This window comes from Streptomyces sp. NPDC041796 (assembly GCF_055590785.1).
Genome location: NZ_JBVJAH010000011.1, coordinates 181,129 through 203,171 on the forward strand (window position 1 = coordinate 181,129; position 22,043 = coordinate 203,171).

The window sequence follows — 22,043 nt, forward strand, 5'->3', positions numbered from 1 at the left end:
CACCGAAAGGGGGTGTTGTGGATGCCTGACGCCCCTGCCATCGGCCACGTGATGCTGACGGTGAGCGATGTGGGACGGAGCGCGGACTTCTACAACCGCCTCTTCGCCACCCGGACGGTCATGGAGGCGGAGGACCAGGTCGGCCCGCTGGCCGTCACCGCCTCCCCCGGGCTGGCCATCGGCTTCCGGAGGCACCCGGGCACGGAGCGGTCCGGTGCCTTCGACCCGGCCCGCGTGGGACTCGACCACTGCGGATTCCACGTGGCCGACGAGGACGAGCTGGAATCATGGCGGGCGCGGCTCGACGAGCAGGGCGTGACGCACTCCGGGATCGTGAAGGACCCCGCCGGGCTCCACCTGACCTTCAAGGACCCGGACGGCATCGCGCTCGAGTTCTTCTGCCCGGCCTCCCGGGACTGAGCCGTGTCAGGTGGTGAACGCCAGGTGACGTACGAAACCGGTGCCCCCGCCTTCGTACGTCACCTCCACGTCCACCGCGACGGGGCCGTCCTCCGGCGCCGCGTCGCCGTACCGGACGTTCAGGCACGGATCCGTGTCGCGGGGGAGGCTCGGCTCCACGCCCGGGTAGAAAGGCCGTCAGCCACATCCCGGCCTCCCGCTCCGGCATCGGCCACCGCCGTGCGCGCGCCGATCTCCTCGCCATGGGCGCCGATCCTGTCAGCTCGCAGCGGATCGCCCGTGTCCCGGGTTGCCAGCCCCGGCCCGGCATGGGAGAGGATGACCGCAATCGTTCGAAGGGAATTTCACGGTGAGCATCGACCCCGGCTCGATTCCGAATTTCGGTGGCCAGCCCGAGCCTCAGCAGGCCGCGGGACCGGCGGGCCCCGTCGTCCCGGACCAGGACCTCGTCAAGCAGCTCCTGGAGCAGATGGAGCTCAAGTACGTCGTCGACGACGAGGGTGACCTCGCGGCGCCGTGGGAGGAGTTCCGCACGTACTTCATGTTCCGCGGCGAGGGGGAGCAGCAGGTCTTCTCGGTGCGGACCTTCTACGACCGCCCCCACCCGGTCGAGAACCGCGCGCAGATCCTGGAGACGATCGACGACTGGAACCGCCGCACCCTGTGGCCGAAGGTCTACACGCACCTCCACGAGGACGAGCAGGGCGGCGCCACCGTGCGGCTCATCGGCGAGGCGCAGATGCTGATCGGCACGGGCGTGAGCCTGGAGCACTTCGTGCAGTCGACGGTCAGCTGGGTGCGCGCGTCGATCGAGTTCGACAAGTGGCTCGTGGAGCAGTTCGGCCTGGAGTCCGAGGGCGACGAGAAGCCCGGCGACGAGGCCTGAGCCCGCCCGGGACCTACAGCGCCATCGGGGCGAGCGTCAGCAGGTACGTCCCGTAGCCGAACGAGAGCCCGGCCAGGGCGGCGACCACCACCACCGCCGCCCTGGGCCGGGCTTTGCGCAGCGCGCAGGCGAGCGGCACCAGCAGCGGGAACGCCGGCAGCAGGAAACGCGGCTTCGACTCGAAGAACCCCGACCCGCCCACCGCGATCACCACCAGCACCGCCGTGTACACCAGCAGCGGCAGCGGCGGCCGGTCCAGCACGAGCAGCGCGAACAGCACCAGCGCCACCGCCGGGATGAGCAGCGCCATGGTGAAGCCGAGCTCCATCGGCCTGGTCAGCACCGTGCGGACGAAGCCCAAGGTGCCCGCCCCGAAGTCGAAGCGCGACGTCCAGCCCGCCTGCACGGCGAAGTACCCGCCCAGCGGGTCGCCCTTGCGTACCCCCACCCACAGCAGGTAGCCGACCCATCCGGCCGGAGCCACCGCCGCCGCGGCCCACAGCCGCCAGTCGGTGCGGCGCTCGCCCCGGAACAGGCGGTACGCCTCGTACGCCGCGGCCGCGCCGACCGCCGCCGCGACCGCGATCCCGTTCGGCCGTGCGGCCCCGGCCAGCGCGGCCAGTGCCCCCGCCCACAGCCAGCGGCGGGTGAGCACCGCGTACAGCGACCACGCGGCGAAGGCGGTGAGCAGCGGTTCCGTGTACGCCATGGACAGCACGATCGAGTGCGGCAGCAGGCCCCACAGCAGCACCAGCGTGGTGGCGACGCCCCGTCCGTACAGCCGCTCGCCGATCAGGAAGATGCCCCACGCGGCCGCTCCCGCCGCCGTCCAGGCCACCAGCAGACCCGCGGTCCCGTCGGCCACCGGAAGGGCGGTGCTCACCGCCCGGACGAACGCCGGGTAGAGCGGGAAGAACGCCAGGTCCGACTGGACGGCGCCGTCCGGCCAGTACAGGGTCGTGCCGTAGCCGGACGCGGCGATGCCCAGGTACCAGTCCGAGTCCCAGGACATGGCCAGCAGGGCGCGCGGTGAGCGGCCGATGTGCCACGCCCACAGCGCCATCAGCAGCATCCCGGTGAGCCGGGCGGCGGCGAACAGCGCCAGAGCCGGTGCCGCGCGGTACAGGGCCGCACGCCACCGCGGCACGGGACGGGCGCCCCCGGCGGCTGTCACGTGGTCCAAGGTCTCGGCGGACAGGGTGCACCTCCGTGCGCGCGTGAACGGTCACCCCGACCTTGGGCGCCGACCGGGCCCGCCGCGACCCCTGGCAGCCCGCCCGGGTGGTCCCGTCCGCGCCACCTCCGCACGCGCGCGTGTCGCCGTGACAGGACGGCGCGCAGAGGCTAAAGACCGCCGAGCCGCTTCACCGCGTCCCGCAGCACCTCCGTCCGCTTGCAGAACGCGAACCGCACGAAGGGCGCGCCCTGCTCGCGGTGGTCGTAGAAGACCGCGTGGGGGATGGCGACGACACCGCAGCGGCCGGGCAGCGCGCGGCAGAACGCGATTCCGTCGTGCTCGCCCAGTGGGCGGATGTCGGTGGTGATGAAGTAGGTCCCCTGCGGCCGGAAGACCTCGAACCCGGCCTGCGCCAGCCCGTCGGCGAGGAGGTCCCGCTTGGCGCGCAGGTCGTCGCGGAGCTCACTGAAGTACGTCTCCGGCAGGCGCAGCGCCTCGGCGATCGCGTACTGGAACGGTCCTGCGGAGACGTAGGTCAGATACTGCTTCGCCGAGCGCACAGCGGTGGTCAGCTCGGGCGTGGCGGTGACCCAGCCGACCTTCCAGCCCGTGAAGGAGAAGGTCTTTCCCGCGCTCGAAATGGTGAGGGTGCGCTCGCGCATGCCGGGGAAGGTGGCGATGGGGATGTGCTCGGCGTCGTCGAAGACGAGGTGTTCGTACACCTCGTCGGTGACGACGAGCAGGTCGCGTTCGACGGCGAGCGCGGCGATGGCGGCCAGTTCCTCACGGGTGAGGACGGTGCCGGTGGGGTTGTGCGGGGTGTTGAGCAGGATGAGGCGGGTGCGGTCGGTGACGGCCGCGCGCAGCTCGTCCAGGTCGAGTACGAACCGGCCGCCGTGCGGACGGAGGGTGACCGGGACGCGGGTGCCGCCCGCCATGGCGACGCACGCGGCGTACGAGTCGTAGTACGGCTCCAGCGCGATGACCTCGTCGCCCGGTTCGACCAGCCCGAGCAGGGCGGCGGCGATCGCCTCGGTGGCCCCCGCCGTGACGAGGACCTCGGTGTCGGGGTCGTAGTCCAGGCCGTAGCGCTCGCGCTGGTGGTCGGCGATGGCGGTGCGCAGCTCGGGGACGCCGGGGCCGGGCGGGTACTGGTTGCCCCTGCCGTCCCTGATGGCCCGGACGGCGGCCTCGGCGATCCGGTCGGGCCCGTCGGTGTCGGGGAAGCCCTGGCCCAGATTGACCGAGCCGGTGGAGACGGCGAGGGCGGACATCTCCGCGAAGATCGTCGTTCCGAACTCGGCGAGGCGGCGGTTGAGCGGCGGTCGTTTCATGGCGGCCATCCTGGGCCGAAGCTCTGGAGTTCCTCAAGTGTGCTTTGAGGCGTGATCACCAGGGGGATCTCCCTGCCACACATGCGGAGCATACGAAGGAAAGGCAGGTGGGGGCCATGCTCGAGGCAGGGGTCTTCGAGGCGTTCTTCATCGTGGTGGCCGTCGCCATCGTGGTGGGTGTGGTCCGGTCGGTGATCGGAGGCGGCCCCCGCGGGAGGAGCCGCGGGAGCTGGTGGGCGGGGGACTCGTCCTCGTCGTCCTCGTCGTCCTCCTCGTGTTCCAGCTGGTCGTCGTGCGGCGGGGGCTCCAGCTCCTCGTGCGGAGGCGGATCGTCCTCCTGCAGCTGAACCTCTGGAGTTCCTCAATTCGGATTGGGAGGGGTGGGAGCGGGGGCATCCCCCTCTCACGTACGACACGGGGGAAGGTGACGCACATGCAGATGGGCCTGATCGCCGCTGGTCTGATCGTTCTGGTGGGGTTCCTCATCGCGGTGGGCGCGGCCGGCGGGGGGAGGAGCCGGCGCCACTCGCGGTCGGGCTCCGGCGCTTCGTCCAGCGGCAGTTGGTGGGCCGGTGACGGAGGCGGCTCGTCCTGCGGGGGAGGTGGATCGTCCTCCTGCGGGGGCGGCGGTGGATGTGGTGGCGGAGGCAGCTGACACGGGGCAGCCGGTCCGCGACCACGACAGGGTGCCCGGCGGTGAACTCCCGCCGGGTACCTTGCCGTTGGCATTTTTTGTGGGGCTCAGCGGTCGGTTCTCTTTGAACAGTTGAACCGGCAGGCCCCCCAGGGGATGGAAACCACGTCAAGTTGGGTAAAAACGCTGTGACTCGTCCGCGGTTCATGGTTCCCTCGCTGTCGAGAACATCCAGCCCTTGGACCCTTCGTGTGTGGATTTCGAGACGGAGATCCCCCAGTCCCCCGACGTCTTCCGGGACGCTCCCGGTCCACCCGTCAAACCCTGTTTGCGGAGCCGACCCATGCTCACCACGCTCAAGACCTCCTACACCGACACGCGCGCCGCCGACCTGGCCTGGGCGTTGGGTCGGGAGGCGCTTCCCGCTCTCGCCGTGCTCGATCTCGAACTGTCCGGCGTCAAGCTCCAGTTGAGGCTCCTCGGGGCCTCCCACCAGGTCCTGCTCGACTCCGAGCAGGGCAGCTGCTCCGAGACCGTCGCCTGCATGCCGGGCAGCAGCACTCCGCTGCCTCTGGGTGTGGCCAAGCGCATCGGCGGATGGGAGTACGAGTTCGCCGCCCGTGTCGAGACGCTGTCGAAGGGCTCGTTCGCCGGCCGCGCCCAGGAACTCCTGGCGCTCGTCGCCGACCACCCCAACGGCCTCGCCGGGACGTTCCCCGGCTCGCCGCACGCCTTCACGGCCATGCTCGCGCAGCGCCACGAGGGCCAGGTGCGGTGGCGCACATGGCACGCGTACCCGCAAGAGGGACAGTTGGTGGTCACCAGGACCAGCGTGGGTGCCCGTATGCACACGCCGCTGTAGTTGCACCCGTGTGGGTGACAAGTGGTCACTGGGGCGTGACGTAGCGTTGTTGACGTGATCGAAGCGCCGCACGTCTCCGCCGCCGTGCCGTCCGCGCAGGGGGGCCTGGCACCGCCGTCCGTGCGGCAGCGGGCGGGGCGCTTCCTGGTGCTGGCCACGGTGTTCATCTGCGCGGCGTGCGGCCTGGTGTACGAGCTGGAGCTCGTCGCGCTCGCCTCCTACCTGATCGGTGACTCCGTCAAGCAGGCGTCCGTCGTGCTGTCCGTGATGGTCTTCGCGATGGGCGTGGGCTCCCTCCTGGCGAAACGGCTGCGCTTCCGGGCAGCCGTCGGCTTCGGGCTGCTGGAGGCCGCGCTCGCGCTGGTCGGTGGCTGCTCGGCCCTCGTCCTGTACGCCACGTTCGCGTGGCTCGGCGAGTCGCGGTACGCGCTGGTGGGGTTCTCGCTCGCCATCGGGGTGCTCATCGGGGCGGAGATACCGCTGTTGATGACGCTGATCCAGCGCATCTCGCGGCGGGCCGAGCAGGACGCGGGCGGGACGGTCGCGGACCTGTTCGCCGCCGACTACGTGGGCGCGCTCGTCGGGGGCCTGGCGTTCCCGTTCCTGCTGCTGCCGTGGCTGGGGCAGTTGACGAGCGCGTTGCTCACCGGGGCGGTCAACGCGGTGGTGGGCGGGGCGATGGTGCTGTGGCTGTTCGGGCGGGACCTGACGCCCAGGGAGCGGGGGCTGCTGGTCGTCGCCAATCTGGCGGTGCTCGGTGTGCTGGCGACCGCGACGGTCCTGGCCGACGACTTCGAGCGCTCGGTGCGGCGGGCGGTGTACGGGGAGCGGGTGCGTGTCGCCGTGCAGACGGACGTCCAGGAGGTGGTGCTGACGGGCGGGCGGGGCGCGTCGCCGGAGCTGTTCCTGGACGGGCGGCTGCGGGTCAGCGGGCGCGACGAGCACCGGTATCACCGGGGGCTGGTGCACCCCGCGATGTCCGGGCCGCACGCGCGCGTGCTGGTCCTGGGCGGGGGCGACGGGCTGGCGGTCCGGGAGATCCTCCGCCACGGCGGAGTGGAGTCCGTGACGGTCATGGAGCTGGATCCGGGCGTGGTGCGGCTCGCCCGGCACGACCACGCGCTGGCCCGGCTGAACGGGCACGCGTACGAGGACCCGCGGGTGCGGGTGGTGTACGGGGACGCGTTCGCGCGGCTGCGTGAGGCGGCGGTGACGGGAGCGGCGTACGACGTGGTGATCTCCGACCTTCCGGACCCCGGCATCACGGCCAGCACGAAGCTGTACTCGGCGGAGTTCTACGGTCTGGCCGGGCGGGTCCTCGACGACGGCGGCCGCCTCGTGGTGCACGCGGGGCCCATGGCGTCACGGCGGCACACCTTCTGGACGGTGGACGCCACGCTGCGGTCGGCGGGCTTCACCACCCGGCCCTACCGTGCCACCGGGCGGCTCTCCGGTTTCGCCGCGGGCCCCGACCGGTCCACGGACAGCGGGGCGGTGCCCCACGACTGGGGCTTCCTCCTCGCCGCGAGGGGCCCGGCGCCACCGGACCCGGGCACGGTGGCGGGAGTGCGCCCGGTGCCGGGGCCGCGGCCGGAGGGCCTGCCACCGTCCACCCTGGTGCACCCGAGGTACGGGGAGTGACCCAGGTACGGGGAGTGACCCCTTTTGGCCTTGCGCACATGGCAGACGTGAGGGCCGGGCGTGGGTAGGCTCGGGCTCCATGGAGCATGAGGTGTTCGTTCCGGTTGACGTCGAGACCCTGCGCGCGGTGCTGGCGGACCCCGCCCGGGTCGCCCCGTGCGTGCCGGGGCTCCAGCAGGACGCGGACGCGTCGGCCGGCCCGCTCTCGGGCCGCCTGAAGGTACGGGCCGGCGGGCATTCGATCACCTACCGGGGTGCCCTGCGCATCACGGTCGGGGACGACGGTGCGTACGCCGTGGAGGGCGAGGGCACGGAGGTGCGCGGCACCGGCTCGGCGAAGCTGGCCCTGACGGTGCGTCTCTCGCCGGTGGACGGCGGTACGACGCTGCGCTTCACGGGGACGACGAGCGCCGACGGCCGACTGGCGGAGCTGCCGGACGACGCGGGGATCTCGGCGGCGCACCGCCTGCTGGACCGTTTCGCCGAATCCCTCGCGGCGACGGCGACGTCCGCTTCCGGCACGTCCGCTCCCGGCACGTCCGGGCCCGCCGCCGCCCAGGGAGTCGACGGCATCGCGTTCGAGGACGCCGCCGACGTCACCGCGGACGACGCCGACGAGCAGGATGTCGACGACGACGGGGTGGACCAGGGCGCCGAGAGCGCCGGCTCGGTCTTCGACGCCCCCGTTCCGCCGCCGTCGCTGGATCCCCTCGCCGACGCCGAGTTCGAGGTGCCCGGCATCCCCGGCGGGCCGCTGTCCGAGCCCGGCGTCGAGGCGGCGCACGCCCGGCGCACCATGATCGGGCGGAGTGCCGAGGAGGTCGACCACGCCCCGCCGCGCGGCCGGTACGCGCCCACGCCCGGGCCGGAGACCGCCTCGGCGACCGCCACGCTGCGGTGGCTCGCCCCGGCGGCCGCGCTCGCCCTCGCCTCCGCGGTGGTGGTCGGGCGTGCGCTGCGGCGCCGCAAGTAGTGTCGGTGACGTGACCAGTAGCGAACAGAGCGTCCGGCTCGTGGCCGGAGACGTCGAGTTGACGGTGCGTCCGGACAACGGATGCCGCATCGAGAGCCTGCGGATCGACGGGACCGAACTGCTGCGGCAGGGGGAGCGGTACGGCTGCTTCCCGATGGTGCCCTGGTGCGGGCGGATCGCGAACGGCCGGTTCCTCAGCGGGGCGGCATGGCATCAGCTACCGCTGAACTCGCCGCCGCACGCCATCCACGGCACCGGGCGGGACACCGCGTGGCGCACCGCCGTCGTGGACAAGGCGGAGGCGGTGTTCACCTACGACCTCGCCGAGCCGTGGCCGTATCCCGGGCGGGTCACCCAGACGTTTCAGCTCACCGAGGACGCGCTGACGCTCCAGCTCGGCGTCGAGACCCACGGTGACTCCTTCCCGGCCCAGGCGGGCTGGCACCCGTGGTTCAACCGGAACCTCGGCGGCCAGGACGTCATGCTGGACTTCACGCCCGAGTGGCAGGAGGAGCGGGGGGAGGACCACCTGCCGACCGGCCGCCGGATCGCCCCCGCGCCCGGCCCCTGGGACGACTGCTTCGGGATGCCGGACGGCGTGGACGTCACCCTCACCTGGCCCGGGCAACTGGAGGTGAAGGTGACCAGCCGTGCTCCCTGGGTCGTCGTGTACGACGAGCAGGAGGCCGCGGTCTGCGTGGAGCCCCAGTCGGGCCCGCCGAACGGCCTGAACACCGCCCCTCACCTGGTCACGCCCATCGAGCCGCTGGAGATCGCCGCGACGATCGCCTGGCGCAGGCTCTAGCGGGGCGGCTTTAAGCTCGTGGGCATGACTGACGTTCGAGCCGATCTGCTCCAGCAGATCAAGGACAAGGCCGTGGTGCACGGCAAGGTGACCCTCTCCTCGGGTCTGGAGGCCGACTACTACGTCGATCTGCGCCGGATCACCCTGGACGGGGCGGCCTCGCCGCTCGTCGGTCAGGTGATGCTCGATCTCACCGCCGACCTCGACTTCGACGCCGTCGGCGGCCTCACCCTGGGCGCCGACCCGGTCGCGACGGCGATGCTGCACGCCGCCTCCGCGCGGGGCCGGACGCTGGACGCCTTCGTCGTACGCAAGGCCGCCAAGGCGCACGGTATGCAGCGCCGTGTCGAGGGCCCGGACATCAAGGGCCGTCGCGTCCTGGTGGTGGAGGACACCTCCACCACCGGTGGCTCGCCGCTCACCGCCGTGGAGGCGGTCCGTGAGGCCGGCGCCGAGGTGGTGGCCGTGGCGACGATCGTGGACCGGGCGACCGGCGCGGCGGAGAAGATCAGCCAGACGGCCGGGGTGCCGTACCTGTACGCGTACGCGCTGGACGAGCTGGGCCTGGGCTGAGTCGCCGAGGGCGTGACCTGCGGGTTTTTCAGGGGGCGGACTGTTTCACGTGAAACGGTCCGCCCCTTGTGGTACGCGGGGTGGAGCCCACGGCGGAGTCTGGAAAGATGGGTGCGACGATGACGTCGCCCCCAGGTCAGGGATCAGCAACGCTAAGCAACCGCAGATCACAAGGAGCGGACAGATGCCCATCGCAACCCCCGAGGTCTACAACGAGATGCTCGACCGGGCGAAGGCAGGCAAGTTCGCCTACCCGGCCATCAACGTCACCTCGTCGCAGACTCTGCACGCCGCCCTGCGCGGTTTCGCCGAGGCAGAGAGCGACGGCATCATCCAGATCTCGACCGGTGGTGCGGAGTTCCTGGGCGGCCAGTACAGCAAGGACATGGTGACCGGCGCGGTCGCCCTGGCCGAGTTCGCGCACATCGTCGCCGCGAAGTACGACGTCACCATCGCCCTGCACACCGACCACTGCCCGAAGGACAAGCTGGACGGTTACGTACGTCCGCTCCTCGACATCTCCGCCGAGCGCGTCGCCAAGGGCGAGAACCCGCTGTTCCAGTCGCACATGTGGGACGGTTCGGCCGAGACCCTCGCCGACAACCTGGCCATCGGCCAGGAGCTGCTCGCCAAGGCCGCCGCCGCCAGGATCATCCTGGAGGTCGAGATCACCCCGACCGGTGGTGAGGAGGACGGCGTCAGCCACGAGATCAACGACGAGCTGTACACCACCGTCGACGACGCCATCCGCACCGCCGAGGCGCTCGGCCTGGGCGAGAAGGGCCGCTACCTGCTGGCCGCCTCCTTCGGCAACGTCCACGGCGTCTACAAGCCGGGCAACGTCGTGCTCCGCCCCGAGCTGCTCAAGGACCTCCAGCAGGGCGTCGCCGAGCGCTTCGGCAAGGAGAACCCGTTCGACTTCGTCTTCCACGGCGGCTCGGGCTCCACGGCCGAGGAGATGGCCACCGCGCTGGAGAACGGCGTCGTGAAGATGAACCTCGACACGGACACCCAGTACGCCTTCACCCGTCCGGTCGCGGACCACATGTTCAAGAACTACGACGGTGTGCTGAAGGTCGACGGCGAGGTCGGCTCCAAGAAGACCTACGACCCGCGGACCTGGGGCAAGCTGGCCGAGGCGAGCATGGCCAAGCGCGTCACCGAGGCGTGCGCGGCGCTGCGCTCCACGGGCACCAAGCTGAAGTAACACCCTGATGGTCTGAAGGACCATCCTGATCGTCCGACACGGGCCCGGCATCGCTCACGCGGTGCCGGGCCTGTGACACTGGGGGCATGGGTATCCACGAAAACCTCCTGGGCGGACCGCCCCCCACCCACCTGCCCGACGACCCCGAGCCGCGCGAGCTGCTTGCCGGCGGCGCGGCTCCCGCGGACGTCGCCGCCAAGTACCCCGCTTCCTCCCTGGCCTGGGCCCAGCTCGCCGACGACGCCTTCGAGGCCGGCCGGGTCGTCGAGTCGTACGCGTACGCCAGGACCGGCTACCACCGGGGCCTGGACGCCCTGCGCCGCAGCGGCTGGAAGGGCCACGGCCCGGTGCCGTGGGAGCACGAGCCGAACCGCGGCTTCCTCCGCGCCCTGAATGCCCTGGCCCGCGCCGCGCAGTCGATCGGTGAGCAGGAGGAGTACGAGCGGTGCTCGACGTTCCTCCGTGACTCGTCGCCCCTGGCCGCCGAGACGCTCGGCTGACCCGGGCCCCGCGCTGAGACCCGCCCCACCCGGACTGGTTCCTTCCGGTCGGGGTGAGGCGGGTCGCACCGTTATGGATGCGTGACCATTACGATCGCGCACACCATCGAACGGAGATCAGTTGTGGGGAAGCGTGCCGCCGCACCACGAGGACGTCGCCGCCGGAGCCCGCGCGGCAGGAGCGGCGGTCGTGGCCCGGCGGGCCGGATAGTCCTGTCGGCCCTCGCCCTCGTCGGCGCCTGCCTGGGCGGTGGCGCGGCCGTCGCCCACTGGAGTGGCGGGGGCACCCTGTCCGCCGCCGGCCCCGGTGACGCGGCCGGTCCGCAGGCGCCCGCGTCGGAGCCCGCCACCGGCCGTGACGTCTCCGACCCCCAGCGCGCCGGCCGCGACGCCCCGCCCCGGCGTGACGTCCCCGACTCCGCCGCGACGGTCCCCCCGTCCGGCCCCGGGACCTTCACCACCGCCCGGGCGACCGGCGCCAGGACCGGCTCCGGGACCCTGCGCCGCTACAGCGTCCAGGTCGAGGACGGCATCGACCTCCCGGCCGCGCGGGCGGCGGCGGAGATCGAGCGGATCCTCGCCCATCCGCAGGGCTGGGCGGCCCACGGCCGGGGCTCGTTCCAGCTGGTTCCGGCGAACGCCGACTTCGTCATCCGGATCGCCACCCCCGGAACGGCCGACGCGCTCTGCGGGGCCCAGGGGTTCGACACTCGTGGCGAGTTCAACTGCGAGACGGCCGACGGTGTCGTCGTGAACCTCAAGCGCTGGACGCTCGGCTCGCCCACCTTCGCGGGGCCGCCCGCCGAGTACCGGCACCTGATCATCAACCATGAGGTCGGGCACGAGATCGGCATCCGCCGGCACATGGGCTGCGGCGGCCCCGGGAAGCCCGCACCGGTGATGATGCAGCAGATCAAGGGCCTGGACGGCTGCACGTCCAATGCGTGGCCGTACGACACATCCGGCAGGTACATCGAGGGACCGCTCGTGTCATGATGCGACTGGGACCCCGCGCACAGCCGGTGGTCCCGAGGGGACCGGGGCTCCACCACTGACTGGAAGGGGCAGACCGCTACCCGGTAGCACGCATTGATGGAGACAGCGATGTCTACTTCCCCCGATGCCTCCGCGCCCGGTTCGGACACCCCGAACCTGGAGTACACAGGCACGACGCCGTACGAGGACTACGTCCAGGCGGACGTCCTCACCCACCTCCAGCACCCGCTCTCGGACGACCCGGGAGAGATGGTCTTCCTGGTGACGACCCAGGTCATGGAGCTGTGGTTCACCGTGATCGTCCACGAGTGGGAGACCGCGAGCCGCGCCCTCCGCGAGGACCGCGTCCCCGTGGCGATGGACGCGCTGGAGCGCTCCGTACGCGAGCTGGAGGCGCTGAACGCCTCCTGGAAGCCGCTCGCCCGCCTCACGCCCGCCCAGTTCAACTCCTACCGCGGGGCCCTCGGCGAGGGCTCCGGGTTCCAGTCGGCGATGTACCGGCGGCTGGAGTTCCTCCTCGGTGAGAAGTCCGCGTCCATGCTGGTGCCGCACCGGGGCGCGCCGCGCGTCCACGCGGAGCTGGAGAAGGCCCTGTACGAGCCGAGCCTGTACGACGAGGTGCTGCGGTTCCTGGCCCGGCGCGGGCACCCGGTGCCGGACAGCGTGCTGCGCCGGGACCTGTCGCAGAAGTACGAGCCGTCACAGGCGGTCGAGGAAATCTGGGCGCATATCTACGCGAACCCGGACGAGAACGACGAACTGATCCGGCTCGGCGAGGCGTTGACGGACGTCGGCGAACTGGTGTGGCGATGGCGCAACGACCACCTGGTGGCGACGCGGCGCGCGATGGGGTCCAAGACGGGCACGGCCGGCTCCGCCGGAGTGGCCTGGCTGGAGAAGCGGGCCCGCAAGAACGTGTTCCCCGAGGTGTGGACGGCGCGCAGCCATGTCTGACGACCTCGGGAGGAAGGCGGCGTCACAGGACGCCCAGGACCAACTGGCCAAGCACCGCGAACTGTTCGCGCTCGACGACGGCGTCGTCTACCTGGACGGCAACTCGCTCGGCGCGCTGCCCCGCCACGTACCGGGCCGGATGGCCGACGTGATCACCCGTGAGTGGGGCGAGCTGCGCATCCGCTCCTGGGAGGAGAGCGGCTGGTGGACCGCGCCGGAGCGAATAGGCGAGCGGATCGCGCCACTCGTCGGCGCGGCGCCCGGCCAGGTGGTGGTCGGTGACTCGACCAGCGTCAACGTCTTCAAGGCCCTGGTGGGCGCGGTGCGGCTGGCCCCACCCGAGCGGGACGAGATCGTCGTGGACGCCACGACGTTCCCCACGGACGGGTACATCGCCGCGTCGGCCGCCCGGCTGACCGGCAAGCGGCTGGTGGCCGCCGCCCCCCGTGAGGTACCGGACGCGGTCGGCCCGCGCACGGCCGCCGCGCTCGTCAACCACGTCGACTACCGCACGGGCCGGCTGCACGACCTGCCGGGCATCACGGCGGCCGTCCACGCGGCGGGCGCACTGGCCGTGTGGGACCTGTGCCACAGCGCGGGTGCCCTGCCGGTCGGCCTGGACGCCCACGGCGTGGACCTCGCGGTCGGCTGCACGTACAAGTACCTCAACGGCGGGCCCGGCGCGCCCGCCTTCCTGTACGTCGCCGAGCGGCACCTGGCGGGCTTCGACTCCCCGCTGCCCGGCTGGAACTCGCACGCCGACCCCTTCGCGATGACGCCCGGCTACGCGGCGGCGGAGGGCGCGGTACGCGGCCGTGTCGGAACGCCCGACATCCTGTCCATGCTGGCGCTGGAGGCGTCGCTGGACGTGTGGGACGGGGTGCCCATCGAGACGGTACGGGCCAAGAGCCTGGCCCTGACGGACTTCTTCCTGGAGTGCGTCGAGGCCTACGTACCCGAGGGCCGCGTCACGTCGGTGACCCCCGAGGCGCACGGGGAGCGGGGCAGCCAGGTGAGCCTGCGCTGCGCGGACGCCCACGCCGTGATGAAGGAGCTGATCGCCCGGGGTGTGGTCGGTGACCTGCGCCGCCCCGACGTGCTGCGGTTCGGCTTCACCCCGCTGTACGTCTCCTTCGCGGACGTGGAGCGCGCGGCACGGGTCCTCGCGGACGTGCTTTCGGAGCTCACGGGCTGATGTTCGGCCCTGATCTGCGGGGGCGCGCGTGACTGGTACCGTCCCCGCAGGTCAGGCCAATTCGGCCCCGTCACCGAAAGGTTGAGCACCATGCCCGACCCCGCCGCGCGCGACGCCGCCGAGGAAGCGTCGGCCCTGTCGCATCCGGCCGTCGACCCGGACTCCACCGCCTCGTACGGTGACCACCCGGACCAGGTCGTGGACTTCTACGCCCCTCGCGGGGGTGACCGCGCACCGCTCGTCGTCGTGCTGCACGGTGGCGCGTGGCGGGCGCCGTACGACCGGCGGCACATCACCCCCTTCGTGGACTATCTGGCGCGACGCGGTTTCGCCGTCGCCAACGTGGAGTACCGGCGGGGCCGGGACATCCCCGCACAGGGCGGTGGCGGGCCCGTCGCCGGACGGTGGCCGGAGACGTTCGACGATGTCGCCGCCGCGCTGGACGCCCTGCCCGGCCTGGCGCGTACGCACCTGCCGCAGGCCGACCCGCGCCGCATGGTCGTCACCGGCCACTCGGCGGGCGGGCACCTGGCGCTGTGGGCGGCCGCCCGGCACGTGCTGCCCGCCGGGGCGCCCTGGCGGCTGGACGCCCCGCCGCCGCTGCGCGGGGTGGTCGCGCTGGCGCCCATCGCCCACTTCGAGCGGGCGGCGGAGCTGGACGTCTGCGGCGGCGCGGTGCGGCAATTGCTCGGTGGTGACGTCGACTTCGAGACCCGTGCGGGGTGCGCCGACCCGGCCGTACTGCTGCCGACCGGGATCGCGACCGCGGTGGTCCAGGGCCGTGAGGACACCGTCGTTCCGCAGGCCGTCGCCGAGGCGTACGTGGACGCGGCGGCGAAGGCGGGGGAGATGGTCGGGCTGACGCTGCTGGACGACGTGGGGCATTTCCCCCTGATCGACCCGGCGGCGGACGCCTGCGCGGTGGTCGCCGAGGAGATCGCCCAACTGGCCTGGTAGCCGAGGACAGAGGCTGACCGCAACGGTTCGTAGCGTCAGCGGCATGACGAACCCCATGACCCACACGAACCTCGTGACCGGAGCCACCGGAACCGTCGGCCGCCAGGTGGTCGCCGAACTGCTGCGCCTCGGCAGGCCCGTCCGCGCCCTGACCCGTGACCCCGCCAGGGCCGACTTCCCGGACGGCGTCGAGGTCGTCCGCGGCGACCTCACCGAGCCCGACTCCCTCATCCCGGCTCTCGACGGGGTCACCGGCCTGCACCTGATCACCTTCGGCGGCGAGTACTTCGCCCCGCTGGAGACCGGTCCGCGCATCGTGGAGCTGGCCCGCGAGGCGGGCGTACGGCGTGTCACGGTCCTCAACGGCGGCGGTCCGACACCGCTGGAGGACGCCGTGCGGGCGAGCGGTCTGCCGTGGACGGTGGTCATGCCGGTGGAGTTCATGGCGAACGCCCTGGAGTGGGCGGACGGGATCCGCACCACCGACGAGGTGCGCGAGCCCTTCACCGGCCGGCTCAGCGCCATGGTCCACGAGGGCGACATCGGCGCGGTCGCGGCGGTCGCCCTCACCGAGGACGGGCACGCCGGGCAGGAGTACCTGGTCACCGGGCCCGAGGTGCTCTCCCTCCGGGACAAGGCCGACGCGATCGCGGCGGCGCGGGGCCGGGCGGTACGGCTGGTCGAGCTGTCCGAGGCCGAGGCGGTCGAGCAGTGGCGGGCGGAGGGCCGGCCCCAGGACGTGATCGACTTCCTGCTGGAGGTGTACGGGGACACCCCGGAGGAGGGCCGCACGGTCCTCGACACCGTGGAGAAGGTCACCGGCCGCCCGGCCCGTACCTTCGCCGAGTGGGCCCGGACACACGCGGACGCGTTCCGGCCCTGATCAGCGCCGTAGTACTCCAGGGGGACGCGGAAGGATCCACATCCAAGGTGACGACCGCGTCCCCGCCCGTGCTTACCGTTGCTGACGTGACCGACACCAAGACCCGCAGCCCGGAGTACCGGATGGCTCACGGCATGTTCATGGGCATGCGCCGCGAGCTCCTCGACGACGCCCTCGCCTACCGGCTGCTCCCGCCCATGGGCACCGACGGCCCGGTGACCAGGCGGCTGCCACGGTTCATACGCGAGTACGTGGCCTGGTTCCCGCACGCCCTGGTGGTGGGGGCCGCCCTGATCGTCATGTCGCTGGGCTACACCGAGGGCAAGCCGGTCACGGGGATCGTCCCGGCCGCCGCCATTCTGCTGACCCTGGCCCGGCCCGTCGCCGCGTTCTGGCTGTCCCTGGCGACCGCCCCGTTCGTGAGCATCATGTCCGGCTACTGGGACGGCTGGCCGTGGGCCCCTACCAGCTTCATCGGCCAGCTCACCGTGATGACCGTGGTCGCGGCCCGGACCCGGCCGCGCACCGCCGCCTGGATGTGGGCACTCACCGGCGGTTTCGGCTTCTTCTGCGAGGTCTTCCTCAGCCGGGGCGGCGGCGGTACGACCTGGCCCCTGCTGGTCGTCTCCGCCTTCGTGCTGCTGTGCGTCACCGTGTTCCACACCCGCCGCGCGGCGAAGGAGGAGGTCACCGCCCAGCAGACCGTCACCGCGCAGGAGCGCTCCAGGCGGACCCTCCTGGAGGAGCGCACCACCATCGCCCGCGAGCTGCACGACGTGGTCGCCCACCACATGTCGGTCGTCGCCATCCAGGCGGAGGCCGCCCCCTACCGGGTGGAGAACCCGCCGCCCGAGCTGGAGCAGGCCTTCGCCACGATCCGCGAGAACGCGGTCGCCGCGCTGACCGAGCTGCGCCGCATCCTCGGCGTCGTACGCGCCGAGGACTACGAGGCGCCCGACGCGCCGCAGCCGACGCTCGCCGACCTCGACGCGCTGATCGCCAATGTGCGCGAGGCGGGCCTCACCGTGGACGCCACGGTCACCGGCGCGGCGCGCGAGCTGCCGCAGGGCGTGGAGCTGTCCGCCTACCGGATCGTGCAGGAGGCGCTCAGCAACGTGCTGCGGCACGCACCGGGCGCGTCGGCGAAGGTGGAGGTCTCGTACGTGCTCGGCGGGCTGGGCCTGCGCGTGGTGAACGGTCCGGCGCGCGGGCTGGTCAAGGCGTCACCGGGCGCCGGGCACGGGATCACGGGCATGCGGGAGCGGGTGGCGATGCTGGACGGCGAGATGACGGCGGACGTGACCGAGGACGGCGGTTACGAGATCGCGGCCTTCATCCCGGCGCCCCGGGAAGTCCGGGAGGAGTCGTGACGATCCGCGTACTGATCGTCGACGACCAGATCATGGTCCGCGAGGGCTTCTCGGTCCTGCTGAACGCGATGCCCGACATCGAGGTCGTGGGCGAGGCCGTGAACGGCCGTGAGGCGGTCCGGCAGGTGGAGGCGCTGCGCCCGGACGTCGTGCTGATGGACATCCGGATGCCGGAGATGAACGGCATCGACGCCACCCGCGAGATCGTCGCGGCGGACGGCGACGCGAAGGTGCTGGTGCTGACGACGTTCGACCTGGACGAGTACGTGTACCAGGCGCTGCGCGCCGGGGCGTCCGGCTTCCTGCTGAAGGACGCCTCCGCGCGGCAGCTCGCGGACGGCGTCCGGGTGGTGGCGGGCGGTGAGGCGCTGCTGGCGCCGACGGTCACCAAGCGCCTGATCACCGAGTTCGCCAAGACCGCCGACATGCCCCGGCCGCCGGCCCTCTCCCAGGTGGGCGACCTGACGGAGCGCGAGACGGAGGTCCTGGTGCTGATCGCCCAGGGCCTGTCGAACGGTGAGATCGCGTCCCGGCTGGTGGTCGCCGAGTCGACGATCAAGACGCATGTGAGCCGCATCCTGGTGAAGCTGGGGCTCCGTGACCGTACGCAGGCGGCGGTCTTCGCGTACGAGGCGAGGCTGGTGACTCCGGGCTGACCCGGGCGCGAGGTGGGCGTCTGCGGGCGGTGACTCTGGGCTGACCCGGGCGCGAGGTGGGCGTCACGGGGCTGGTGACTCCGGGCCGGGCCCTGCATAGGGTCGGGCGCATGGACTTCGACCCGTGGTCGCCCGCGTTCGTCGCCGACCCCTACCCCGCCTACGCCGAGCTGCGCGCCCGTGGCCGGGTGCACTGGTTCGAGCCGACGCGGCAGTACCTGGTCCCGTGCCACGCCGACGTGTCCGCGCTGTTGCGGGACCGGCGGCTGGGGCGGACGTACCTGCACCGCTTCAGCCACGAGGAGTTCGGGCGCACCCCGCCCCCGCCCGCGCACGAGCCGTTCCACACCCTCAACGACCACGGGATGCTGGACCTGGAGCCGCCGGACCACACCCGTATCCGGCGCCTGGTGTCGAAGGCGTTCACCCCGCGCACGGTCGAGCGGCTGAAGCCCTACGTCCACCGGCTGGCGGGCGACCTGGTCGACTCCCTGGTCGCCGAGGGCGGGGGCGACCTGCTGACCGCCGTCGCCGAGCCACTGCCGGTCGCCGTCATCGCGGAGATGCTCGGCATCCCGGAGTCCGACCGGGCGCCGCTGCGGCCGTGGTCGGCGGACATCTGCGGCATGTACGAGCTGAACCCGGACGAGGAGACGGCCGCCCGTGCGGTCAGGGCGTCGGTGGAGTTCTCCGCGTACCTCCGGGAACTGATCGCCGAGCGGCGCGCCTCCCCGGGCGAGGACCTGATCAGCGCGCTCATCGCCGCCCACGACGAGGGCGACCGGCTCACCGAGCAGGAGATGATCTCCACCTGCGTCCTGCTGCTGAACGCGGGCCACGAGGCGACGGTCAACGCCACCGTCAACGGCTGGTGGACCCTCTTCCGCCACCCGGAGCAGCTCGCCGCGCTGCGCGCCGGGCAGGTGGAGGTGTCCACGGCCGTGGAGGAGCTGCTCCGCCACGACACCCCGCTCCAGCTCTTCGAGCGCTGGGTGCTGGACGACATCGAGATCGACGGCACCACCGTCCCGCGCGGCTCGGAGGTCGCCCTCCTCTTCGGCTCGGCCAACCGCGACCCGGACGCCTTCGACCGCCCCGACGCACTGGATCTGTCCCGGGCGGACAACCCTCACATCTCCTTCAGCGCGGGCATCCACTACTGCATCGGCGCCCCGCTGGCCCGCATCGAACTGGCCGCCTCGATGGCGGCACTGCTGGAACGCGCCCCGGCGCTCCGGCTCGCGAAGGAGCCGGAGCGGAAGCCGAACTTCGTGATCCGGGGGCTGGACGGGCTGCTGGTGGAGGTGTGAGGTCCGGCCGGACGCAGTGACCTCCGACCGGACGCAGTGCCCCCCGACCGGGGCCACTCCTGGGCTTCCACTCTTTCTGAAGAAGGTGCGCGAACATGCTGGACCGCCGGCGGGAGCACCGGGCCGTCACGGCCCGCGGGCGCTGATGCGATCATGGACGGATGTCAGTCGTCCTTCGCCGCACCTTCGCCGTCATCGTCCTGATCGCCGGGATCGCCCTCGGTTTCTGGGTCGTGTTCGGGTCGCCCCACGAGTGGACGGGCGGCATGCGGCTGCTGAAGTTCGCGCTCGGCCTGTCCTCGCTGGGCATGATCAGCGCCAGCGCCTGGCTGATGTTCCCCGGCTCCCCGGACGACGACGATGACGACACGTCGCCGCATCCCATGACCGGCCCCCTGGACGCCCTGTAGGGGTCACCCCACCGGCAGCGTCAGCGACCACGCCGACGGGCGGAGCGTCCACGTACGCGTGCCCACCGGGCCCGTGAGCAGGGCGTCCGCGCGGTAACGGAACGAGGCGCCCGAGACGGTGATCGCGGTCGCCTCCACCCGCACCGGCTCTGCCGCCCGGGGGCGGACGACGACCTCGGCGACACCGCCCCGGGACAGCACCGTCACACCCTCCACCGGCTCGTCCAGGTCGCTCAGGAGCCGCCCGTCGGCCTCGACCCGCAGCCGGTGCGTGCGCGTCGCCGGGCGCATCCCCGGAACGCAGGGCGCCGGGTGGACCAGCGTCCGCACCAGCGACCGGCAGGTGTCCCACACCGACGGTGGCTCGACCGTCGCCCGGCTCGCGGGCCCCGCCGGGATCCGCAGCCCCCGCACCACCACGCCGTCGCTGTCGTCGACCAGCAGGTCCAGCCGCCGCGCCGCCCCGTCCAGTACGGCCCGCGCGGCGGCCACCGCGCCCAGCGGCACACCCAGTGCCCCGGCCAGGTCGACCGCGCCGCGCGGCCCCACCGGAACCAGTGACAGCGCCCCGTCCGCCAGCTCCCGCTCCCGGTGCAGTTGCGCCACCGCCCGCAGCAGCGCCCGGTCGTCACCGATGACCACCGGCCGCCGCGAACCCCGCCGCGAAAGGGCCCGGGCGAACTCCGCGGGGGTGTCCGGGAGGCAGATCTTCGCGCTCGCCCCGGCGCGCAGCACGTCCCTCGCGATTCGTACGGATTCGCCGTCGTTCCGGCGCGCGACCGCGTCGATGACGACCAGCAGCTGGTCGGGAGCCGACACCTCGGTCCTTCCTCGGGTAGCATCTTTGTGCAAGAGCCCCTTGCGCTATTGCGCCAGGGGCTTCGTCTATTCCGGGGCACCCGGTCCGACGGCTCAGGTTGTGTCGTACATCGTCGTACGGCGTCCGTACTCCCCGCGCCTTGGACATGCCCCGCCCGGAAGGGGTGTACGCCTGTGCCCGCACTTGTGCTGCTCGGTGCTCAGTGGGGTGACGAGGGCAAGGGAAAGGCCACCGACCTCCTCGGTGGATCCGTTGATTATGTGGTGCGCTACCAGGGCGGCAACAACGCCGGCCACACGGTCGTCGTCGGCGACCAGAAGTACGCGCTGCACCTTCTCCCTTCCGGAATCCTCTCGCCGGGGTGCACCCCGGTGATCGGAAACGGTGTCGTCGTCGACCCGGCGGTCCTGCTCTCCGAGCTGAGCGGACTGAACGAGCGCGGCGTCGACACGTCGAAGCTGCTGATCAGCGGTAACGCTCACCTGATCACTCCGTACAACGTCACCCTCGACAAGGTGACGGAACGGTTCCTCGGCAAGCGCAAGATCGGCACGACCGGGCGCGGTATCGGCCCGACGTACGCCGACAAGATCAACCGTGTCGGCATCCGCGTCCAGGACCTCTACGACGAGTCCATCCTGGAGCAGAAGGTCGAGGCGGCGCTGGAGCAGAAGAACCAGCTCCTCGCCAAGGTCTTCAACCGCCGCGCCATCGAGCCGGGCCGGATCGTCGAGGAGATGCTCCAGTACGCGGAGCAGATCAAGCCGTTCGTCGCCGACACGACGCTGATCCTCAACAACGCCATCGACGAGGGCAAGGTCGTCCTCTTCGAGGGCGGCCAGGGCACCCTCCTGGACGTCGACCACGGCACGTACCCCTTCGTGACCTCCTCCAACCCGACCTCCGGCGGTGCCTGCACCGGCGCGGGCGTGGGCCCCACGAAGATCAGCCGTGTCATCGGCATCCTCAAGGCGTACACCACGCGTGTCGGCGCCGGCCCGTTCCCGACCGAGCTGTTCGACGAGGACGGCGAGGCGCTGCGCCGCATCGGCGGCGAGCGGGGTGTCACCACCGGCCGTGACCGCCGCTGCGGCTGGTTCGACGCGGTCATCGCCCGGTACGCCACCCGCGTCAACGGCCTGACCGACTTCTTCCTCACCAAGCTCGACGTGCTCACCGGCTGGGAGCAGATCCCGGTGTGTGTCGCGTACGAGATCGACGGCAAGCGCGTCGAGGAGCTGCCCTACTCGCAGACGGACTTCCACCACGCGAAGCCGGTCTACGAGTACCTGCCGGGCTGGTCCGAGGACATCAGCAAGGCGAAGACCTTCTCCGACCTGCCGAAGAACGCGCAGGCGTACGTGAAGGCGCTGGAGGAGATGTCCGGCGCGCCGATCTCCGCGATCGGCGTCGGCCCCGGCCGCACCGAGACGATCGAGATCAACTCCTTCCTGTAAACCAGGTCGGCGGCTGTACGGGG

General features: G+C 72.0%; 23 protein-coding genes. 19 read left to right on the forward strand and 4 right to left on the reverse strand.

All coding sequences use genetic code 11. From position 1 onward, the window contains the following. The first annotated feature begins 21 nt into the window (after positions 1–21). The gene (locus ACZ6C1_RS23430) at positions 22–420 is read left to right on the forward strand and encodes a VOC family protein (RefSeq protein WP_469243181.1); all 399 of its coding nucleotides are present in this window, start codon (positions 22–24) and stop codon (positions 418–420) included. Positions 421–426: 6 nt separating this feature from the next. Here the strand turns inward: ACZ6C1_RS23430 and ACZ6C1_RS23435 are convergent, their stop codons facing one another. Next, positions 427–579, reverse strand: a complete 153-nt coding sequence (locus ACZ6C1_RS23435; protein ID WP_469243180.1) for a hypothetical protein — start codon at positions 577–579, stop codon at positions 427–429. A 190-nt stretch (positions 580–769) separates the two neighbouring features. Between ACZ6C1_RS23435 and ACZ6C1_RS23440 the strand changes: the two genes are divergently transcribed. Then, positions 770–1,306, forward strand: coding sequence for a type III secretion system chaperone family protein (locus tag ACZ6C1_RS23440; protein ID WP_469243179.1), 537 nt, complete (start codon positions 770–772; stop codon positions 1,304–1,306). A 13-nt stretch (positions 1,307–1,319) separates the two neighbouring features. On the opposite strand, the gene ACZ6C1_RS23445 is transcribed toward ACZ6C1_RS23440, so the two are convergent. After that, positions 1,320–2,480: a hypothetical protein gene (locus ACZ6C1_RS23445; protein WP_469243178.1), complete on the reverse strand. Its 1,161-nt coding sequence runs from the start codon at positions 2,478–2,480 to the stop codon at positions 1,320–1,322. Positions 2,481–2,650: 170 nt separating this feature from the next. After that, positions 2,651–3,817, reverse strand: coding sequence for a pyridoxal phosphate-dependent aminotransferase (locus tag ACZ6C1_RS23450; RefSeq protein WP_469243177.1), 1,167 nt, complete (start codon positions 3,815–3,817; stop codon positions 2,651–2,653). Between the two features lie 977 nt (positions 3,818–4,794). Between ACZ6C1_RS23450 and ACZ6C1_RS23455 the strand changes: the two genes are divergently transcribed. The 16 genes from ACZ6C1_RS23455 to ACZ6C1_RS23530 all read left to right on the forward strand — a co-directional run bounded on the left by ACZ6C1_RS23455 (position 4,795) and on the right by ACZ6C1_RS23530 (position 19,743). Continuing rightward, complete coding sequence (locus tag ACZ6C1_RS23455) at positions 4,795–5,313, forward strand: DUF2617 family protein (RefSeq protein WP_469243176.1); 519 nt, start codon at positions 4,795–4,797, stop codon at positions 5,311–5,313. A gap of 105 nt (positions 5,314–5,418) precedes the next feature. Beyond that, complete coding sequence (locus tag ACZ6C1_RS23460; RefSeq protein ID WP_469243204.1) at positions 5,419–6,954, forward strand: polyamine aminopropyltransferase; 1,536 nt, start codon at positions 5,419–5,421, stop codon at positions 6,952–6,954. Positions 6,955–7,033: 79 nt separating this feature from the next. Next, positions 7,034–7,927, forward strand: coding sequence for an SRPBCC domain-containing protein (locus tag ACZ6C1_RS23465; protein ID WP_469243175.1), 894 nt, complete (start codon positions 7,034–7,036; stop codon positions 7,925–7,927). Between the two features lie 10 nt (positions 7,928–7,937). Then, positions 7,938–8,732, forward strand: coding sequence for an aldose epimerase family protein (locus tag ACZ6C1_RS23470; RefSeq protein WP_469243174.1), 795 nt, complete (start codon positions 7,938–7,940; stop codon positions 8,730–8,732). A 24-nt stretch (positions 8,733–8,756) separates the two neighbouring features. Beyond that, positions 8,757–9,305: an orotate phosphoribosyltransferase gene (gene pyrE, locus ACZ6C1_RS23475; RefSeq protein WP_469243173.1), complete on the forward strand. Its 549-nt coding sequence runs from the start codon at positions 8,757–8,759 to the stop codon at positions 9,303–9,305. 166 nt (positions 9,306–9,471) lie between these two features. Then, the gene (fbaA, locus tag ACZ6C1_RS23480) at positions 9,472–10,512 is read left to right on the forward strand and encodes a class II fructose-bisphosphate aldolase (RefSeq protein WP_469243203.1); all 1,041 of its coding nucleotides are present in this window, start codon (positions 9,472–9,474) and stop codon (positions 10,510–10,512) included. Positions 10,513–10,598: 86 nt separating this feature from the next. Beyond that, the gene (locus ACZ6C1_RS23485; RefSeq protein ID WP_469243172.1) at positions 10,599–11,012 is read left to right on the forward strand and encodes a DUF3151 domain-containing protein; all 414 of its coding nucleotides are present in this window, start codon (positions 10,599–10,601) and stop codon (positions 11,010–11,012) included. 81 nt (positions 11,013–11,093) lie between these two features. Then, positions 11,094–12,008: a DUF3152 domain-containing protein gene (locus ACZ6C1_RS23490; RefSeq protein ID WP_469243171.1), complete on the forward strand. Its 915-nt coding sequence runs from the start codon at positions 11,094–11,096 to the stop codon at positions 12,006–12,008. Positions 12,009–12,116: 108 nt separating this feature from the next. Next, positions 12,117–12,962, forward strand: coding sequence for a tryptophan 2,3-dioxygenase family protein (locus ACZ6C1_RS23495; RefSeq protein WP_469243170.1), 846 nt, complete (start codon positions 12,117–12,119; stop codon positions 12,960–12,962). Then, positions 12,955–14,157 (forward strand): kynureninase, encoded by a 1,203-nt coding sequence (kynU, locus tag ACZ6C1_RS23500; protein ID WP_469243169.1) that lies wholly within the window; start codon positions 12,955–12,957, stop codon positions 14,155–14,157. Before ACZ6C1_RS23495 ends, kynU begins: the two co-directional genes overlap by 8 nt. 90 nt (positions 14,158–14,247) lie before the next feature. Next, positions 14,248–15,114, forward strand: a complete 867-nt coding sequence (locus tag ACZ6C1_RS23505; protein ID WP_469243168.1) for an alpha/beta hydrolase family protein — start codon at positions 14,248–14,250, stop codon at positions 15,112–15,114. A gap of 43 nt (positions 15,115–15,157) precedes the next feature. Next, positions 15,158–15,997 carry an NmrA family NAD(P)-binding protein gene (locus ACZ6C1_RS23510; RefSeq protein WP_469243167.1) on the forward strand — a complete coding sequence of 280 codons (840 nt, stop codon included), beginning with the start codon at positions 15,158–15,160 and terminating at the stop codon, positions 15,995–15,997. Then, positions 15,997–17,367, forward strand: coding sequence for a sensor histidine kinase (locus ACZ6C1_RS23515; protein ID WP_469243202.1), 1,371 nt, complete (start codon positions 15,997–15,999; stop codon positions 17,365–17,367). Before ACZ6C1_RS23510 ends, ACZ6C1_RS23515 begins: the two co-directional genes overlap by 1 nt. After that, positions 17,364–18,023 (forward strand): response regulator, encoded by a 660-nt coding sequence (locus ACZ6C1_RS23520; protein ID WP_469243166.1) that lies wholly within the window; start codon positions 17,364–17,366, stop codon positions 18,021–18,023. Before ACZ6C1_RS23515 ends, ACZ6C1_RS23520 begins: the two co-directional genes overlap by 4 nt. 110 nt (positions 18,024–18,133) lie before the next feature. After that, entirely contained in the window at positions 18,134–19,333 is a 1,200-nt protein-coding gene (locus tag ACZ6C1_RS23525) for a cytochrome P450 (RefSeq protein ID WP_469243165.1), read from the forward strand. A 161-nt stretch (positions 19,334–19,494) separates the two neighbouring features. Beyond that, positions 19,495–19,743: a hypothetical protein gene (locus ACZ6C1_RS23530; protein ID WP_469243164.1), complete on the forward strand. Its 249-nt coding sequence runs from the start codon at positions 19,495–19,497 to the stop codon at positions 19,741–19,743. Between the two features lie 3 nt (positions 19,744–19,746). Here the strand turns inward: ACZ6C1_RS23530 and ACZ6C1_RS23535 are convergent, their stop codons facing one another. Further along, on the reverse strand, positions 19,747–20,562 hold the full coding sequence (locus tag ACZ6C1_RS23535) for a diacylglycerol kinase family protein (RefSeq protein WP_469243163.1): 816 nt from the start codon (positions 20,560–20,562) through the stop codon (positions 19,747–19,749). Between the two features lie 174 nt (positions 20,563–20,736). On the opposite strand from ACZ6C1_RS23535, the gene ACZ6C1_RS23540 reads away from it, so the two are divergent. Next, positions 20,737–22,020: an adenylosuccinate synthase gene (locus tag ACZ6C1_RS23540; protein ID WP_064067244.1), complete on the forward strand. Its 1,284-nt coding sequence runs from the start codon at positions 20,737–20,739 to the stop codon at positions 22,018–22,020. Positions 22,021–22,043: the final 23 nt, after the last annotated feature.

Bases quoted from the DNA above. Each gene is read 5' to 3' on its own strand.
- ACZ6C1_RS23430 (WP_469243181.1), top strand. From the start codon at position 22: ATGCCTGACGCCCCTGCCATCGGCCACGTGATGCTGACGGTGAGCGAT.
- ACZ6C1_RS23450 (WP_469243177.1), bottom strand. From the start codon at position 3,817: ATGAAACGACCGCCGCTCAACCGCCGCCTCGCCGAGTTCGGAACGACG.
- ACZ6C1_RS23530 (WP_469243164.1), top strand. From the start codon at position 19,495: ATGTCAGTCGTCCTTCGCCGCACCTTCGCCGTCATCGTCCTGATCGCC.
- pyrE (WP_469243173.1), top strand. From the start codon at position 8,757: ATGACTGACGTTCGAGCCGATCTGCTCCAGCAGATCAAGGACAAGGCC.
- ACZ6C1_RS23510 (WP_469243167.1), top strand. From the start codon at position 15,158: ATGACGAACCCCATGACCCACACGAACCTCGTGACCGGAGCCACCGGA.
- ACZ6C1_RS23485 (WP_469243172.1), top strand. From the start codon at position 10,599: ATGGGTATCCACGAAAACCTCCTGGGCGGACCGCCCCCCACCCACCTG.
- ACZ6C1_RS23505 (WP_469243168.1), top strand. From the start codon at position 14,248: ATGCCCGACCCCGCCGCGCGCGACGCCGCCGAGGAAGCGTCGGCCCTG.
- ACZ6C1_RS23465 (WP_469243175.1), top strand. From the start codon at position 7,034: ATGGAGCATGAGGTGTTCGTTCCGGTTGACGTCGAGACCCTGCGCGCG.
- ACZ6C1_RS23455 (WP_469243176.1), top strand. From the start codon at position 4,795: ATGCTCACCACGCTCAAGACCTCCTACACCGACACGCGCGCCGCCGAC.
- kynU (WP_469243169.1), top strand. From the start codon at position 12,955: ATGTCTGACGACCTCGGGAGGAAGGCGGCGTCACAGGACGCCCAGGAC.
- ACZ6C1_RS23525 (WP_469243165.1), top strand. From the start codon at position 18,134: ATGGACTTCGACCCGTGGTCGCCCGCGTTCGTCGCCGACCCCTACCCC.
- ACZ6C1_RS23495 (WP_469243170.1), top strand. From the start codon at position 12,117: ATGTCTACTTCCCCCGATGCCTCCGCGCCCGGTTCGGACACCCCGAAC.